General features: G+C 48.6%; 12 protein-coding genes. 6 read left to right on the top strand and 6 right to left on the bottom strand.

What is annotated here, in order from left to right; genetic code table 11:
- Nucleotides 1-15: 15 nt before the first annotated feature.
- Nucleotides 16-1,653, bottom strand: coding sequence for an AraC family transcriptional regulator (locus MHI06_RS27255; protein WP_340399684.1), 1,638 nt, complete (start codon nt 1,651-1,653; stop codon nt 16-18).
- 722 nt (nt 1,654-2,375) lie between these two features.
- Here MHI06_RS27255 and MHI06_RS27250 point away from each other — a divergent pair.
- Complete coding sequence (locus MHI06_RS27250) at nt 2,376-3,365, top strand: LacI family DNA-binding transcriptional regulator (RefSeq protein ID WP_340399683.1); 990 nt, start codon at nt 2,376-2,378, stop codon at nt 3,363-3,365.
- Between the two features lie 161 nt (nt 3,366-3,526).
- Nucleotides 3,527-6,919 carry a cellobiose phosphorylase gene (locus tag MHI06_RS27245; protein WP_340399682.1) on the top strand — a complete coding sequence of 1,131 codons (3,393 nt, stop codon included), beginning with the start codon at nt 3,527-3,529 and terminating at the stop codon, nt 6,917-6,919.
- A 79-nt stretch (nt 6,920-6,998) separates the two neighbouring features.
- On the opposite strand, the gene MHI06_RS27240 is transcribed toward MHI06_RS27245, so the two are convergent.
- A complete protein-coding gene (locus MHI06_RS27240) occupies nt 6,999-8,198 on the bottom strand; it encodes a methyltransferase domain-containing protein (RefSeq protein WP_340399681.1) in 1,200 nt (399 codons plus the stop codon).
- Between the two features lie 253 nt (nt 8,199-8,451).
- Here MHI06_RS27240 and MHI06_RS27235 point away from each other — a divergent pair, with 253 nt between their 5' ends.
- Both MHI06_RS27235 and MHI06_RS27230 read left to right on the top strand, forming a co-directional pair.
- Nucleotides 8,452-8,952 (top strand): GNAT family N-acetyltransferase, encoded by a 501-nt coding sequence (locus MHI06_RS27235; protein WP_340399680.1) that lies wholly within the window; start codon nt 8,452-8,454, stop codon nt 8,950-8,952.
- 24 nt (nt 8,953-8,976) lie between these two features.
- On the top strand, nt 8,977-9,765 hold the full coding sequence (locus MHI06_RS27230) for an SDR family oxidoreductase (RefSeq protein ID WP_340399679.1): 789 nt from the start codon (nt 8,977-8,979) through the stop codon (nt 9,763-9,765).
- A gap of 113 nt (nt 9,766-9,878) precedes the next feature.
- Here the strand turns inward: MHI06_RS27230 and MHI06_RS27225 are convergent, their stop codons facing one another.
- On the bottom strand, nt 9,879-10,427 hold the full coding sequence (locus tag MHI06_RS27225) for a GNAT family protein (protein WP_036612698.1): 549 nt from the start codon (nt 10,425-10,427) through the stop codon (nt 9,879-9,881).
- 46 nt (nt 10,428-10,473) lie between these two features.
- Nucleotides 10,474-10,731, bottom strand: coding sequence for a DUF2164 domain-containing protein (locus MHI06_RS27220; protein ID WP_340399678.1), 258 nt, complete (start codon nt 10,729-10,731; stop codon nt 10,474-10,476).
- 266 nt (nt 10,732-10,997) lie between these two features.
- Here MHI06_RS27220 and MHI06_RS27215 point away from each other — a divergent pair, with 266 nt between their 5' ends.
- Complete coding sequence (locus MHI06_RS27215; protein WP_340399677.1) at nt 10,998-12,731, top strand: glutamine--tRNA ligase/YqeY domain fusion protein; 1,734 nt, start codon at nt 10,998-11,000, stop codon at nt 12,729-12,731.
- A 650-nt stretch (nt 12,732-13,381) separates the two neighbouring features.
- Here the strand turns inward: MHI06_RS27215 and MHI06_RS27210 are convergent.
- Nucleotides 13,382-14,575 (bottom strand): MFS transporter, encoded by a 1,194-nt coding sequence (locus MHI06_RS27210; protein WP_340399676.1) that lies wholly within the window; start codon nt 14,573-14,575, stop codon nt 13,382-13,384.
- 162 nt (nt 14,576-14,737) lie between these two features.
- On the opposite strand from MHI06_RS27210, the gene MHI06_RS27205 reads away from it, so the two are divergent.
- The gene (locus MHI06_RS27205) at nt 14,738-15,367 is read left to right on the top strand and encodes a molybdenum cofactor guanylyltransferase (RefSeq protein WP_340399675.1); all 630 of its coding nucleotides are present in this window, start codon (nt 14,738-14,740) and stop codon (nt 15,365-15,367) included.
- On the opposite strand, the gene MHI06_RS27200 is transcribed toward MHI06_RS27205, so the two are convergent.
- Complete coding sequence (locus MHI06_RS27200) at nt 15,337-16,308, bottom strand: AraC family transcriptional regulator (protein WP_340399674.1); 972 nt, start codon at nt 16,306-16,308, stop codon at nt 15,337-15,339. The two genes, MHI06_RS27205 and MHI06_RS27200, sit on opposite strands and share 31 nt — an antisense overlap.
- Nucleotides 16,309-16,404: the final 96 nt, after the last annotated feature.

Raw genomic sequence — 16,404 nt, 5'->3', positions numbered from 1 at the left:
CTACTGCATGGACAATTATGATGTGAGGTGACGCATGATATGCTGCAACTGCTCCATAACGGACAAGGGGTCAAATCCATAGAACATGTCGGCATCAATCTCGTATACGCGTCCTTCACGAATGGCGGAGAGGGTACCCCAGGATTCCTGATTCAGCAGGTTATCCAGCATTTCTCGTTCGGTAGGTTCCTCAGGGAAGGCGACAAACATGTGATCTGCGGCATACAAGTGAATCTCGGACAACGGAACATGAACGTACCCCGTAAGTAACTGTCCATCCTGCTCCATCCGTGACGGTGGAGTGAAGCCGAGCGATTGATACAGCACATGAGAAGCTCTGCCCCAGCCATGACCATAGATATAAGCGCCGTCCTCTCCAATCATAAACATGCAAACGGCAGACCCTCGAGACCCTTCCATCCATTGATCCAATGTATGATTGGCCTCTTGCTCAAGTTGATGATATTGATCTAACAACGTCTGTGCATTGGACTCAAGCCCTGTGATTTGGCCCAAATGAAGAAGTTGCTCCTGCCAATCGAGTTCCTCAAAAGGCATCAGAATGGTCGGCGCGATCAGACGTAGTTCATCGGAAGCGGGATGCGGTGCATATCCGACAATGACATCGGGATGAGCGTTAACAATCAGATCCGTATGTTTAACCAGCTCATATTCGGAATGTTGCTCAAATGCTTCATGACCATGTTCCCCCAGTTTTTCTTCCATCCAGCTGGCGACGGCACCCATGTGGGGAGTGTGGCCCAGTGCCAGAAGTGAGGCCGTATGATTGTAAGTCAAAGATACAATCTTCTTGGGCATTTTCCGGTAGTGTGTTGGTGCTGATCCAACCATCTGTTTGAATTTGCGGCTCAGATAAAAGGTGTCTCTGTAGCCTGTCAGTTGTGCAATTTCCTGTAGCGTAGGGTTCGCGAACAAGAGATGTTCCTGAGCCATCCTGATTCTGAGACGAGTCACATATTCAACAAACGTAAGACCTGTATGTTTCTTAAACTCTCGTGAGAAATGCTCGGGACTCACATTCGCATCCCGTGCCAATTGTTCGCGGGTCAACGGATGGGTATACATCTGATGGATATGTCTGAGCACGGCATCAAGCCAGGAGTGATCTTCATGCGCAGAGTGAGCCACATGATCCCGCAAAATATCCAGTAACTCATAGAAAAGCATATGTGGCCTGAAGGGGCTAGAATCATGGCCCTTCGAACTTGCTTGAACCAGCTCTACTGCCCCATCGGTGAGAGTACGACTCGCAATGGGAGCTGGTATCCCGAACGGCCAGAACAGCTGTTCATTTTCAGTGGAATCAAACGCAATAGCAATGCCCTGTATTGGCGACAGGGAGCCGCGCTTGTTCTCGTGCTGAAGCAGGCTTCCAGCTTGCCGAACCACTGCGGAGCCTGCATTTAATGTCAGTTTACCCTCTGCACTAATCAGCCTGGCCTGGCCAGCAGTGATGACGTATAGTACATGAAGTGTGCTCCACATCTCATCTGTACGAGAGAACGCCTCACGGTCGTGAAGTTGCACTAGATGGCGCAGCTTGAACAGGGCATCAGGGATGGACTGAATCTTCTGCAAGGAAACGGGGCGGGACAGCGATTTTTTATAATAGATGGGCTTGGATATATTCATTAGATAACTGTCTCCTTACATAAGTCAGCAGGGGCATTATTCGTCTCCTGCCCCTGGTGTACTGGCGTAATTCTCGAATCTCGACTATTATGCAGTATATACTATAAACGAAGTGACGTGGATGGACAGATTGAACAAATCAACTTTTTCTGTGAAAAATAGATAAAGTGGTTGAAATCGCTATCAACACCGACTATAATGAAAATGTCGAAACGTTTCAATCTGGCGTTTACTGCCAGTTTCATTGTGTTAGGCACGAACTGTTTATAGAGCGCCAGATTGAAAGACGCGTCATAACCATCAATTATGTATGGACTGGGACGGGATGCATTCAACCCTGGTACCATAAGGATGGAAACAAGGATTTTTTTTGAGAATGCCTCGAAACGTTTCGATTGATGGTTATTCCATTGATGTGTAAAATGACTAATGAACGATTGTTTAGGATTTAGTGGTTGTTCTAACCATGTACCGTATAAAATGTGGGTAACCTTGAATTTGTTCTTTATAGGTTCAACTAAACTTTTTACGCGAGAACGGAGAGGACAGAAATAACGTGAAGAAGCGAAGCGTTCGCCTTTATCCCCGGATTTTCCCTTTGAAGAAGGGAATTAAAAAAATCTGGGGATAACAGCGATCGGAAGGTTATTCTGTCATCGGAGTGGTAAGTGTAAATATTCTTTAGTTGAACTTATATATAGTTTAGAAGGAGCGAACGTGGAATGGCAACGATCAAGGATGTGGCAAAGCTGGCAGGTGTAGCACTCTCGACTGCTTCCTATGCGCTGAGCGGGGATAGCAAGGTTAGTGCCAAGACCAAGGCTAAAGTGCTTGAGGCAGCACGAGAACTGAATTACCGTAAGAACGGCTTTGCCATGGACCTGAAACGGAGCCGGACGAACACGATCGCTTTAATTCTGACAGATCTGTCAGGTCCGTACTACTCGGAGTTGATCCGTAGTGTACAGGATGTAGCACTTGCGAACGGATATGATCTGATTGCGTGCAGTTCCATGGGTGGACGGGACTCAACGGCAGTAAGATTTTTGCGTGAAAAAAGAGTAGATGGAGCCATCATCCTGGCGCATAACATTCATGATGATATTCTGGTGGAATCTGCCGGTCCTCGTTTTCCGATCATTGTGATGGATCGTCAGCTGTCGAGTGACCATCTGGTCAACGTGCTGGTGGATGGAGAGCAGGGTGGTTACCTTGCAACCCGCCACCTGATTCAGGCAGGACATCAGAAGATTGCATATATCAGCGGTCCCTCCAACTCGTATGACAACGCGCTCCGTTACCAAGGGTATCTGCGAGCGATGCGGGAAGCGGGACTTGAAGAAAAGTCCAAATGGCGTCTGAACGGTAATTTTGTACGTGAGGGCGGATACAGTGCAACCAAAATGATGATCATGCAGGGCGATCTTCCCTCAGCGGTATTTTACGGTAACGATGAGATGGCGATTGGCGGCCTGAAGGCGTTGGAAGAACGCGGTGTATCGGTGCCGAATGACATTTCCGTGATCGGTTTTGACGATATTCAGTTGTCCGAATATGTGCGTCCACCGCTGACAACGATACGCCAGCCGAAGCATGAAGCCGGGTCGCTCGCGGGACATTTGTTATTCCAGATGCTTAATGGCGAAGTGGTAGATCCATCGTATACGTTAACGATTAATATGATCGAGCGCAGCTCTGTACGTTCGGTGTAGACCGGGTCTGGAAGCGAAGAGTTGCCTGAATGCTGAAGTAAAAGTTTAATGATGGGGTTATCGTCCGGACGGGCTGTAAAAAGCTGGTTTGAAGAGGCCCCTATTCTTTTTCAAGTTTATCGAAACGTTTCGATTCTATACTAAATCAAGGAGTGAACCTTATGACAACGATGATTAATGAACCGATCCGGTTGAGTGCCGGGGAGTTATCCTTTACCTTTTTGAACAGTGGAGACCTGTACCAGGCTACATCCGGTACAACGATGTTGAACCAGTTGCTCAGCAACCAGATTGATGGATCTCTGAATAACCTGTACCTGCGTGTGCACGAGGGAGAGAACATCAGCTCGTTCCCCCTGCTCGGTGTACGTTCGAATAGCAAGGTAGTTACAAGCAAAGCACAACCCAGCAACCAGTTGATCTGGGAGGGCACAGTCCAGCTGGAAGGCAAAGAACAAGGCATTGGCTACCAGGTTGTATTTACGGCTACACCGCAAGGTGTATGGTTCTGGGATGTGAAGCTCACAGGACAACAACATAACGTAGACGTGGTATATGGACAGGATATAGGTCTTGCTGATCCAGGTGCGGTACGCAGCAATGAAGCTTATCTGTCACAATACATTGACCACACGGTGTTTGAAGATGAAGCGAAAGGTTATGTCGTTTGTTCCCGTCAAAACCAGCCTCAGGGCGGTGCATTTCCTTATATGCAACAAGGTTCCCTGACGAAAGCAGTCGGTTACTCCACAGATGGATTCCAATTCTTCGGTCTGTCGTACAAGGAAACGAATCAACCAGAGAGCTTGAATCGCCCAACGCTGGCAAATGAGACATATCAGTATGAATTTGCCTATACGGCATTGCAATCCGAACTGCTGAATCTGAACGGAGAAGCTCAGGTAGTCTTCTATGGACTGGCGAAGCCTAATCATGCCGAAGGAATCTCTGCACTGGAATTCGGAGATGAAGTTACAGCAGCATGGAACGAAGTACAGGCTCTGACTGTGGAAAATGGTGACACGTTGGAACAGGTAAAACTGTCCTCCTTCCTGGGTGAACCGCTGGTTACACTCGATCTTACGCAAGATGAGATTCATGATCTGTTCCCTGATCGTCATCAGGAAGAGCGCAGTGGTGAGGAACTGTTATCCTTCTTCACAGGCAGCTATGAACATATCGTTCTGAAAGCAAAAGAATTGCTTGTGGAGCGTCCACATGGTCACATTCTGATGAGTGGTGGCAACGTGCAACTTGGGGCACAGGTTATTACGACAACGTCGTATATGTACGGTATTTTCAACTCACAGCTCGTTATTGGTAACACCAATTTTAATAAAATGATCAGTAATGCCCGTAATGCATTGAACGTGCCGAAGACGGCGGGACAACGCATATATGTGGAAATGGACGGACAATATCGTCTGCTGACGATGCCTTCCCTGTTCGAGATTGGCTTCAACTATGTTCGTTGGATCTACAAAACGGAATCCGATACGATCATCGTGACCAATTACACAGGGGCACACACTACGGAAGTAAGCATGAACGTACGCTCCACAAGTGGCAAGGCGTACCGTTACCTGGTAACAAACCAGATTACGATGAATGTGAATGAATACGAGTATCCGCTGCATATGACGCAGGATGGCGATACTTTTATCTTCAAGGCTGATCCACAAGCGATTAGTGCAGGAACGTACCCAGATCTGCAATACCGCATGTCGGTGGATGGCGCAGCTGTGAATGTAGGGGACGAAACGTTGCTGGCAAGTGGTATCCGTAGTGGTTCCGCATCGCTGGTTACGCTTAGTCTGGAAGCGAGTGCTGAATGGACGCTGAAGGTACAAGGAGTATTAGAAGGTCAAGCGGATAGCGGAGTGGTAGCAGGCTCAAGCCTCACGTTTGAAGAGGAAGTACAGGCATACCGCGAGTTCTTCGCAGGCGTGATGAACGGGTTCCGTTTGTCCCGTGGCGAAGGTCAGAGTGCAGAGGATCTGTTCAAAGTAAATGCGCTGGCTTGGTGGTACACCCACAATATGCTGGTTCACTACTCCGTGCCTCACGGTTTGGAGCAGTACGGCGGCGCGGCTTGGGGTACACGGGATGTGTGCCAAGGTCCGGTGGAGTACTTTATGGCTACGCAAAAATATGAGCAAGTTCGCGATATCATCAAAATGGTCTACACTCACCAATACGAAGATGATGGCAACTGGCCGCAATGGTTCATGTTTGATAAATACTTTGCGATCCAACAGGAAGAGAGTCATGGCGATATCATCGTATGGCCGTTGAAAGTATTGGCGGATTACCTGACAGCGACTCGCGACTATGCGATTCTGGATGAGAAAGTACCTTATACCGTTAAACATAGCTTCGGGTTCACGGAAGAGACGGCAACGGTACTGGATCACGCGAAAAAAGAGATCGAATATATCCGTTCGCACTTCCTGCACGATACGTTCCTGTCTTCCTACGGGGATGGTGACTGGGATGATACGCTCCAACCAGCCAATGCACAGCTGAAGCAATACATGGTGAGCAGTTGGACTGTGGCATTGACGTATCAGTCCGTAAACGTGCTCTCGCAAGCGCTGAAATTCAAGGATGCGGACTTTGCACAAGAGCTGGACGTGCTGGCTCAAGGCATCCGTGAGGACTTTAACCGTTACATGCTGGGCACAGATGTGATTCCAGGCTTTGTATACATGGAAGAAGCCGACCAAGCGAAGCTGATGCTTCATCCAACGGACACAGAGACAGGCATTCAATATCGTCTGTTGCCAATGACGCGCAGCATGATCGGTGAATTGCTGAATGCGGAGCAAGCAGAATCGCATTATGCCCTGATCCGTGAGCAGTTCCTGTGCCCGGATGGCGTGCGTCTGATGAATCGTCCAGCTCAATATGCTGGTGGTGTAAGCACACACTTCAAGCGTGCAGAGCAAGCATCTAACTTCGGACGTGAGATTGGTTTGCAATATGTTCATGCTCATATCCGTTATGTGGAAGCGATGGCGAAGCTCGGCAAGACAGATCAGGTGTGGAATGGTCTTGCGATGATCAACCCGGTTGGTATTGGCGAGGTTGTACCTAACGCGGAGATTCGCCAAGCGAACTCGTACTTCAGTAGTTCGGACGGTAAGTTCAATACACGTTACGAGGCACAGGAGCATTTTGACCAGCTTCGTAAAGGTACTGTACAAGTGAAAGGCGGATGGAGAATCTACTCCAGCGGCCCTGGAATCTACATGAACCAGCTGATCTCCAATGCACTTGGCATTCGTCAAGAGGGCGGCGATCTGGTCATTGACCCGGTATTGCCAGCTGAGCTGAACGGCATGCAATTCGAATTTGAGTATGCGGGTGAGCCAGTGACGTTTATTTATCACTTGAACGAGGGTGCTGTGAGCCGTGTAGCGGTGAATGGTAAGGATATTCGTACTGAGCGTACAGCGAACCGTTACCGTCAGGGCGGGGTCTGTATCTCACTGGATGAGTTCAGACAAGCACGCAGTGCGACTGAGCGCACAGTGGTTGATATTTATATGTAATTTCATAACATGATGTACACCAAGGTCATCCTCCTTTATTCAAGGCGGGATGGCCTTTTTGGCATATGCTCATAATCCACTAGCGCAGTGGAACCGCCAACAACGTATGTAACAGCTCGTTATGCCGCACATGCTTGGTCACGTAGCCCTGTTGCTCCAGCCAGCCGCATAGCTCATCCAGCAGAGGGAAGTGACGCTCGCGCAAGGCGCGCAGCTGTTCCTCGTGTCCTGTGGTTTCTGCCTGCCGAATATAGGAATCACGGTGAGTCGCATCAACAAACATCAGATCCGTTAGACCGATACGTCCACGCGAGGTTAACACCCGCTGCATCTCCTGTAAGGCCAGTCCTTGCTGGTCTGGACTCAGATGATGGAAGGCAAAGCTGGACACAACAAAGTCGAAGGAATGATCGGCAAAAGGCAGAGCCAGAAAATTACCAAGCTTCACATGCATCTCAGGATATTTGGTACGGCATCTGCGCAGCATCTCCCGGGATTGGTCGATTGCGGTCATGTCTGCGCCGTGCTGTAGCAGTTTCCCAGCCAGATTACCTGTGCCTGTACCAATATCAAGTCCTTTCTCACCAAGGGCGGGAGAGATCCAATGAGCTGTCTGTTCGAGCGCTTCGTCATAGTTGTGATACAGATAAAAGGAAGACTGTACCGTATCCTTGGAATCGCTCGGCGTGGAATGATCTGTATCCTGGTATGGATGTGAAACTTCAATCTCATCGCTTATGGGCGAGGCTTTATCCGAATGATGCCTGTTCTCTGAAATGGATTGCCTCGTACTGGCGCTATCCGCCTCCTGCACTCTTTCGTCGTGGATAGCTGCCTGCGTATCATAATTCCACCGATCATGCCAGTTCTGCCGTGCTTCACGCAGGCGACGCGCACTGTCCGCAAGGTCGTGCAGATGGCTGACATCCAGCGGGCCGTCCTGACGATTCAGGTCAATCATGCGCTGGGTTGTATCCATCATACGTTTCAACTCAATCCACTGGGCATACATGACGGCCTGTTGCAGCTCCAGATATTCTTCCAGCCGCTGCTGGTTCCCTTGATCAATCTCTCCGAGCGCGTGTGTAATATCCTGCAGGGACATGCCAATCTCACGCAGCGCAGCAATGGTCTGAAGCCGCCAGATATCATTCTCGGTGTATGTGCGATAACCGTTACTGGACTGTTTGGCGGGCAGAATTAATCCTTTTTCCTCATAAAAACGAATGGCTCTCGCCGATATACCAAGCCTGCTTGCTGCCTCTTTGATATTCATCATGCATCTCCCTCCTTATCGAATCAGTATAAACCATGACGTTACGGCAAGGTTAAGTGTTTATATTATTTTGCTAAAAGGTTCAATACCGAGTGGAATTTTAGTCAAAGCTGAGGCTATGCTACAATATATAAAACAAAGTAATTTAAACAGCGAAGCGAACGAACGATATATTCTTAACACTCTTAATTTTCTAAACTTTCCCGACGTTGTAACGTACAGCGTTGTCGACTATAGCACGAAAGGTTGAATCATTATGCTTACCAGCCATACATTTACGATTCGTCCATCCGAGATAAAAGATGCAGCTCAGCTAATGGAGTTGGACACCTTGGTATGGGACAAATATACCTCTCCTGCACCGATGCATTGGCGCTCCAGACAGCAATATCTGCAGCATTGTCCGCCAGGCAGCCAATTGATTGCGGTGCAGGGAGAGCGGGTATGTGGTTATGTGGGCTTTCAGCCAGCCACAGGTATGCCCGTCAACCGTCATGTCTACGAGATTCATATTGCAGTTCACCCTCATGATCGGCGTTGTGGCATTGCTACAGCTTTGATGGATGCCATCAAGCAGCATGCGGTTGAACATGGCGTTCGCAAGCTCAGGCTGCGCGTACTTTCCAGCAATCCGGGAGCCATCACGTTTTATACCCAGTGTGGATTCGTGACAGAAGGCAGGTTGGTATCCGAATTTTATATCGGCGGCAAGTATGTAGACGATATTCTTATGGGTTATTTTATCCAGACCAAATAGAAACACAGCTGAGGAGGAACAACAATGGATATGGGACTTCAAGGTAAAAAAGCACTGGTGCTTGCTTCCAGTCGCGGGCTGGGCAAAGCGGTAGCCGCTCAATTGGCAGCAGAAGGCGCTGACGTCATGCTCGCCAGCCGGAGCGAAGAAAAGCTCGCAGCAGTGAAGCAGGAGCTTCTGGCGCTTGGTGGTGGCGGACGTGTGGAATATTGTGCAACCGATGTGACACGCAAGGAAGATATTGAGGCTCTGATTCACAAGACAGCAGAGCTGTTCGGACAGATTGATATTCTGGTGAACAATTCGGGCGGCCCGTCATCGGGTTCATTTGAGTCACTAACCGATGAGGATTGGGAACGTGCATTTGAATTAAATGTACTCAGTTATGTAAGGCTGATTCGAGGTGCTCTTCCTTATATGAAAGAAAGCGGAGGACACATTGTGAATATCGCTTCAACTTCGGTGAAGCAGCCCATTCCGGGTCTGGTGCTGTCCAACACGTTCCGTACTGGCGTGTTTGGATTGGCGAAGACGTTATCCCAGGAGCTGGCTCCATACGGTATTTTGATCAACACGGTGGCTCCGGGTCGTATTGCAACAGACCGAATTCGTGAGCTGGATGCAGCACGGGCTGAGCAGAACGGAATAAGTGAGGAAGAGGTCTCTGACCAATTCCGTAAAGAGATTCCACTGGGCCGTTATGGTCAACCGGAGGAGTTTGCCAAAGCGGTGGTATTCCTGTTATCCGGAGCTAATACGTACATTACCGGAACCTCATTGATCGTGGATGGTGGCATGGTCCGAGCACTATAAAAGTCATGAATACAATAAAATACCCTCTGTCACCACATTACGTGGAGATCGAGGGTATTCGTGTTGATCCATTATGTTGGGAGAGATCACTCCCGATTCATTATGTAGGCGAATTAGCGCAAGAGTTCCCATTCATGCTGAAGCATGCCGTACACCGCATGGTTCACGTAACCTTTAGGCAGTTTCTCTGCCTGACGAATGACACCCTCGAGAACAAATCCGAGTCTTTCAGGGATAGCGCGACTCCGTTTGTTATTTGTTGCCGAGCGAATTTCAACGCGATTCAGATCCAGGGTCACCAGTGCATAATCGACCAGAACGCGACAAGCGCTTGTCATCAAGCCTTGACCCTCAAAACCTTTGCCAAGCCAATATCCGATGCTTACCGAGCGATTGGTCCAGTTAATTTCGTGGAATCCAATAACGCCGGCGAGATCCCCTTTTGACCATACTCCCGCGGTGAATCCGCCATTCTCGGCACCTTGTTTTAACGCGTTGGTAATGAAGTTCGAGGTGTGTTCCACTTCTGTCACATGATCCACCCACGGCAACCAATGTCTCAGTTGATCCCGCGAACGATCCGTCAGTTCGAACAGCGGTTTGGTATGTTCCATGGCCAGTGGCCGGAGTTCGGTATATTCATCCAATGAATAGGTAAACATGAATGCAACCTTCTTTCTGTATAAGTATTGGTTTGTTTGTAGTGAATTAACGGGAAGTCTTGGGTAACTTTTGCTCCAGTGCAAACAGATCTTCTTCCATTGAGGCCATGCGTTGATTGACCGTTGTGCGTGCGTCACGGAGTGCCTGATTATATATGTAGGGAGCGAGCTGTGTCATGAACAGGTCGAGGACACCCCAAGCGGCCAGATCACCCAGTTCTTCGCCACGTTCCTCTTCGAAATACGACTGGATGGTGCGAATGGCTTCATCTTGCTGATCTTTGGTCAGTTTAAGCGAGTTCAATGGAATGGGAAACCCTCCCTTTAATTTGATTTTACTATCATGCTACATGATTCGAGCCAACCCGTCAAAATGGTTATGGGCCTATTTATGCACGGCTGATCCTGACTTTGGTGCCGTTCTTTATTGAACTCCTCCCCCGTTAAAGGTATATTTAAATGAAACGCGTACGAAACTTTCCAAGAAAACAGTTTTTTTTCAGGAAATGACTTCGTTATAAAGGAATTATAGCCGGAATTGCTGCAATTCCCGAAAGCTCCAATCAATTCATGAAAGGTTTGATACCTGTGGACAATCGTACAACCCCACCTAACTTTATCAAAAATATTATTACCGAAGATCTCCGGTCAGGGAAAGTCCAGGAAGTTATTACCCGTTTTCCTCCGGAACCGAACGGTTATCTGCATATCGGCCATGCCAAGGCGATCTGGATTAACTTTACGCTGGGCGGCGAATTTGGCGGAAAAACGAATCTGCGCTTTGATGACACGAACCCGGTCAAGGAAGATGTAGAGTACGTTCAATCGATTCAGGAAGACGTGAAATGGCTCGGATACGAGTGGAACGAGAAGCGTTTTGCCTCGGATTATTTTGATGAGATGTACAGCCGTGCTGTCTTGTTGATTAAAAAAGGAAAAGCCTACATCGACGACCAAAGCGCCGACGAAATCCGTGCAATGCGTGGAACGCTGACGGAGCCGGGCAAGAACAGCCCGTACCGTGATCGTTCGGTGGAAGAGAATCTCGACCTGTTCACACGCATGCGTGCAGGCGAATTCAAGAACGGGGAGAAAGTGCTGCGTGCCAAGATCGATATGTCTGCACCGAATATCAACCTGCGCGATCCGGTTATTTACCGGATTTCACATGCACACCATCATAACACCGGCGACAAATGGTGCATCTATCCGATGTACGCCTTTGCTCACCCGCTCGAAGATGCAATTGAAGGTGTAACGCATTCCCTCTGTTCACTGGAGTTCGAGGATCAACGTCCGTTCTATGATTGGGTTATTGCGGAATGTGAGATGGAGAGTCAACCACGTCAATACGAATTCGGCCGCCTGAACCTGTCCCAGATGGTGACAAGCAAGCGGAAGCTGAAACTGCTCGTGGACGAAGGTCATGTGGATGGATGGGATGATCCACGTATGCCAACGATTTCAGGTCTGCGCCGCCGGGGATATACACCGGAAGCCATTCGTGATTTTGTATTTGAGACAGGCATTTCGAAGAGCCAAGGGGTTATCGACCTGCAAACGCTGGAGCACTTTGTACGTGAAGACTTGAAACTAAAAGCTCCGCGCACGATGGCTGTCCTGCACCCGCTCAAAGTGGTTATTACCAACTACCCTGAAGGGCAAGTGGAATGGCTTGAAGCAGAGAACAATGTGGAGAATCCGGAGATGGGCAATCGCCAAATTCCGTTCTCTCGTGAGATTTATATTGAACAAGACGATTTCATGGAAAATCCGCCGAACAAATACTTCCGTTTGTTCCCTGGCAACGAAGTTCGTCTGAAACATGCATACTTTATCAAATGTAACGATGTGATTAAGGACGCAGAAGGCAATGTAACCGAGATTCATTGTACCTATGATGTGGAGACAAAGAGCGGCAGTGGCTTCACTGGCCGTAAAGTCAAAGGAACGATCCACTGGGTAGAAGCGACTCAAGCGGTACCTGCTGAATTCCGTCTGTACGAGCCTTTGATCTTGGATGAAGCGCCGGAAGCAGAGGTCGAAGTAGCAGTAGCTGGGGCTGAAACTGAGGTTGTGGAAGAACAACCAGAGAAAACGTTCCTGGATCAATTGAACCCGAACTCCCTTGAGATTGTTAACGGGTTTGTGGAACAAGAGATGAAGGAAGCGAATGCTCAGGATAAATTCCAATTCTTCCGTCACGGTTACTTCAGTGTAGATCCGAAACATTCCGAGCCAGGTCGTCCCGTATTTAACCGGGTCGTATCCCTGAAAAGCTCATTCCAACTGCCAAAGGCATAGGCCGCTGGAAGAACTTAAGGTCTGTTCACCAGAGTGCTGGTAAGAAGCCAAGTTATAAGTTAAAAGAAGGGCATCCTTCGTCATGATCATGGCGAAGGATGCCCTTTATTGTTTTTCTGGGTTATAGTCAGGTTCAGTTTTAGACATACAATACCGCATGACCATGAACATGAGCTGAAGCCACAGATGAGCGTATGTGGTAAAAATCTAACGAACCGAATCGTAGACACCCTATTACCTCATTTGGCTGGTCTTTTTGTGGTTTCTAACATCTTTTATGCAAAATAAGGTGGCTGAGATTCTTTGGCTTTAGAATTTCGTGAAATTTCTGCAAATAAGGCGTCTAAGGTTCGTTAGGGCACCAAACCTTAGACGCCTTTCTCTTTACTGCACCTATGCTTAATCTTTTGTTTCGGTTTTTTGTACGCTGATGTTACACCCTAACGGAGAGGACAGAAATAACCTGAAGAAGCGAAGCGTTCGCCTAAAAGCTTTCTGAAAGAAAGCTACATCGGAAGCATACGCTTATCCCCGGATTTTACCCTTTGAAAAGGGAATCAAAAAATCTGGGGATAACAGCGATCGGAAGGGTATTCTGTCATCGTAGTGCTCTTGTGTAAAACGATCTCTCAACTTTTTCAAACAAAAGATTATCTGTCCTCATCCATACTGCCCATCTCCGTCAACACAACCGGTTGATAGCCGTTACGTCGATTCGATAACCACATGATGCCGAATCCGACCGCGCCGATGAGCGAGAAGAATACGCCAATGCTATACATGATTTCCGCACCGAAGCTCTGGAACAACCAGCCGCCGAACAGACCGGCGATCACGCCGGAGAGACCGCCCCAAGCCATCGTGTAGACCGCTTGACCGGAGGAACGATAGGGTCTTGGAATGAACAGCATGGTCAGCTGTGTACCTACATAGAAGTACCCACCGAACGTAATGGAGTGCATCAGCTGAATGAATACAATCTCCATCGGGTTGGTGGCCAGTGCCATGAGCTGCCAGCGCAGTGCAAACAGCAGACTGATCAGGATGAGCGATCCCAGGAGCATGCTCATTTTGCGTTTGAGCAAGCGGTCGAGCAGCAGGAATACGCCGACTTCGAGAATGGATGAGGTGAAGATGGCCCAGCCGACCATCTGTTTATCGCCACCCATCTCTACTATGTATAGCGACATAAATGTACTGTTCATCGCATTGGGCACCGATACGAGTACACCCAGGCCGATAAATGTCATAAAATACGGATTGAACATGACTTTGCCAAACCGCCGAAAAGTAACCACGGGTGTATCCGAAGCGATCGGCTGTCTGGGCAGAAATACGGAGAATACAAAGGCTGCGGCAATCATACACGCAAATATAATGGATACACTGCCGATGCCAAAACGGTCAATGAGCGGTCCGGCAGCGACAGCAGTCAGCGCCCAACCGAGGGAACCCCAGAGCCGAAATGCCCCAAATTTCTGGGTCGTACCATCGATATATCCGAGAATCAGACTGTTCGTCTGAGCGAATAATGGACTTTGGAAAAAATAAAAGAAAATCATGGCTACATAGATCCACGTATAACTGGGCGCATAGAACACACCCTGGGCGAGCACAAATGTGCCTCCCATCATAATCATAAGGATGATACGAATATTGCGGGATTTATCGCTCCAGAAGCCCCAGAACGGGTTAGCGAACAAGGATACAAAGGGTCCAATCGCCATCAGACTGCCAATCTCCAGTTTGGTCATACCAATCTCTTGCAGGTAGAGCTGCAGGAATCCGGCGAAGATAGAAATGGCGCCATATATGAAAAAGTTATATAGTTTCAGAGAAACCAATGAGGGATTACCTCTTGAAGGTACAGGTCTGTCCAATTAAGCCATTCCTTTCAAATGCATATTGTTCAATGTATCATTTGTTGAAAGGGGATTCAATCTATAGAAAATGTTGATCGTTTGATATAACAAGCCCACATCGTTATCAGGAGGGAGCAAGGCATCATGAACACGAGGGAATGGACAGGCATCATATTGGCAGGAGGGTTATCCAGTCGCATGGGGACTAACAAGGCCATGCTGGAACTGAACGGTTCCGTTGTACTGCAACATGTGACGAAGGCCATGAGACCCGCAGTATCCCGTATCATCGTGGCAGCCGGACCCAACGTGACAACCTACGGCCAAATGGGCTACGACTGCGTACAGGATCACTATCCGGGGAAGGGACCACTCGCGGGGCTTCACGTGGCACTGGAGGCTTCCGGTACGGAATGGAATCTGGTCTGCGCCTGCGATATGCCGCTCCTGCAAACGTCCTTTTTTGATGGGATAAAAAAGGTGGCTGAGTCACATGATTCTTATTCCGCTATCGTTCCACGCGTGGATGGACGTGTCCATCCGCTGGCAGGTGCGTATCACAAGCGTGTTCTCCCTGATCTGGAGCAACGCCTGATGCAGGATCATCTTCGAGTCATGCGATGGCTTGAAGAGATCGGTTGCTGCTATGTCGAAGCCGAAGAGCTTGAAAGAGCAGGCGTTCATCATGTAGCGATGCAATTGAGTAATATGAACACGCCAGAAGACTACGAACGTATCCGGAATCAAGATTCTGGACTCGATTCGGATCTGTAGGATACAGGATCGCCAGATGCATCTGCATGATGATTGCGATATTGTAGCGGACTTTGGCCTGTCCAACGTTTGAATTGTCTGCTGAAATGAGACAGATGGGTGTAGCCGAGTTTCCACGCAATTTCACCGAGTGACAGCTCTGGCTGTTCGATCAGGACTTTGGCCTCCTGCAACTTCAGGCTGGACAGGTAAGCTCTGGGCGATCGCCCATACACCTTGCGAAAGACCTGCAAACCATATCCCGGACTGATGCCAAACGAGGATATGATCTGCTCTACTTTGACCGTGGATACACTATCTTCCTTGGTTCGAAGCTGGGCATAGAAGGCCTGCTTGATCGCCTCCGCTATAGCTCCCGCATAATGCATGGCTGTTGGGGCTGGCGTGTGTGAAGCAGCAACGGAGGTGGTGGACTCCGGTTTGTTATCAGCGGCTTGGGACAACAGGGCGAACAGTTCAAACATGCGTGCCTGCATGATCATTTTGTCGGTGGAGGTGTAGGCCTCAGATACGTTAATCATGCCCATCCAACCTTCCAACACAACGCGCATCTTCTTATTATCAGCCGTACCTGCTGCGTAGATTCGGCTGTGCTGTGACATCAGCTTCAGGGTGAAGACCGGATCATCCACATTAAAGTGAGCGCTAAAATAAGTCATGCCTTCCGTGGATACACATTGATTTGTATGTTTGAACCCGGGAGGAATGAGAAGAATGGAACCTTCCTCCACGGTATAGGTATAACCATGAATCACACTCTCCTGCGTACCTTCGATGATCAACATAATCTCAAAGCCCGGATGTGATTCCTCCGGCATCGCCCATCCATAGGGGACTTGTTGGCTGTGCGCACCATAGAATTTGATGTTACTGTCGATAATAGGCAGCCAGTGAGCCAGTGTATGGTGAGGCATTTCTCGGAGCTGTGATCGGATATCCATAACATTCACCTCGGAAAAGGGTAAAAACAACTCGCCTTGTACAATCGGCACCCTTAGTATACTTCATTATAATCAGTTTAACGCAAGCATGGATAA

This window comes from Paenibacillus sp. FSL H8-0079, from assembly GCF_037991315.1.
Classification (GTDB): domain Bacteria; phylum Bacillota; class Bacilli; order Paenibacillales; family Paenibacillaceae; genus Paenibacillus.
Note: the sequence above shows the minus strand (reverse complement) of the source record. Positions and strands in the feature narration are given on the sequence as shown.

Coding starts and splice junctions, on each gene's coding strand:
- MHI06_RS27250 (WP_340399683.1), top strand. CDS start 2,376: ATGGCAACGATCAAGGATGTGGCAAAGCTGGCAGGTGTAGCACTCTCG.
- MHI06_RS27255 (WP_340399684.1), bottom strand. CDS start 1,653: ATGAATATATCCAAGCCCATCTATTATAAAAAATCGCTGTCCCGCCCC.
- MHI06_RS27215 (WP_340399677.1), top strand. CDS start 10,998: ATGAAAGGTTTGATACCTGTGGACAATCGTACAACCCCACCTAACTTT.
- MHI06_RS27225 (WP_036612698.1), bottom strand. CDS start 10,427: ATGTTTACCTATTCATTGGATGAATATACCGAACTCCGGCCACTGGCC.
- MHI06_RS27200 (WP_340399674.1), bottom strand. CDS start 16,308: ATGGATATCCGATCACAGCTCCGAGAAATGCCTCACCATACACTGGCT.
- MHI06_RS27240 (WP_340399681.1), bottom strand. CDS start 8,198: ATGATGAATATCAAAGAGGCAGCAAGCAGGCTTGGTATATCGGCGAGA.
- MHI06_RS27205 (WP_340399675.1), top strand. CDS start 14,738: ATGAACACGAGGGAATGGACAGGCATCATATTGGCAGGAGGGTTATCC.
- MHI06_RS27245 (WP_340399682.1), top strand. CDS start 3,527: ATGACAACGATGATTAATGAACCGATCCGGTTGAGTGCCGGGGAGTTA.
- MHI06_RS27230 (WP_340399679.1), top strand. CDS start 8,977: ATGGATATGGGACTTCAAGGTAAAAAAGCACTGGTGCTTGCTTCCAGT.
- MHI06_RS27235 (WP_340399680.1), top strand. CDS start 8,452: ATGCTTACCAGCCATACATTTACGATTCGTCCATCCGAGATAAAAGAT.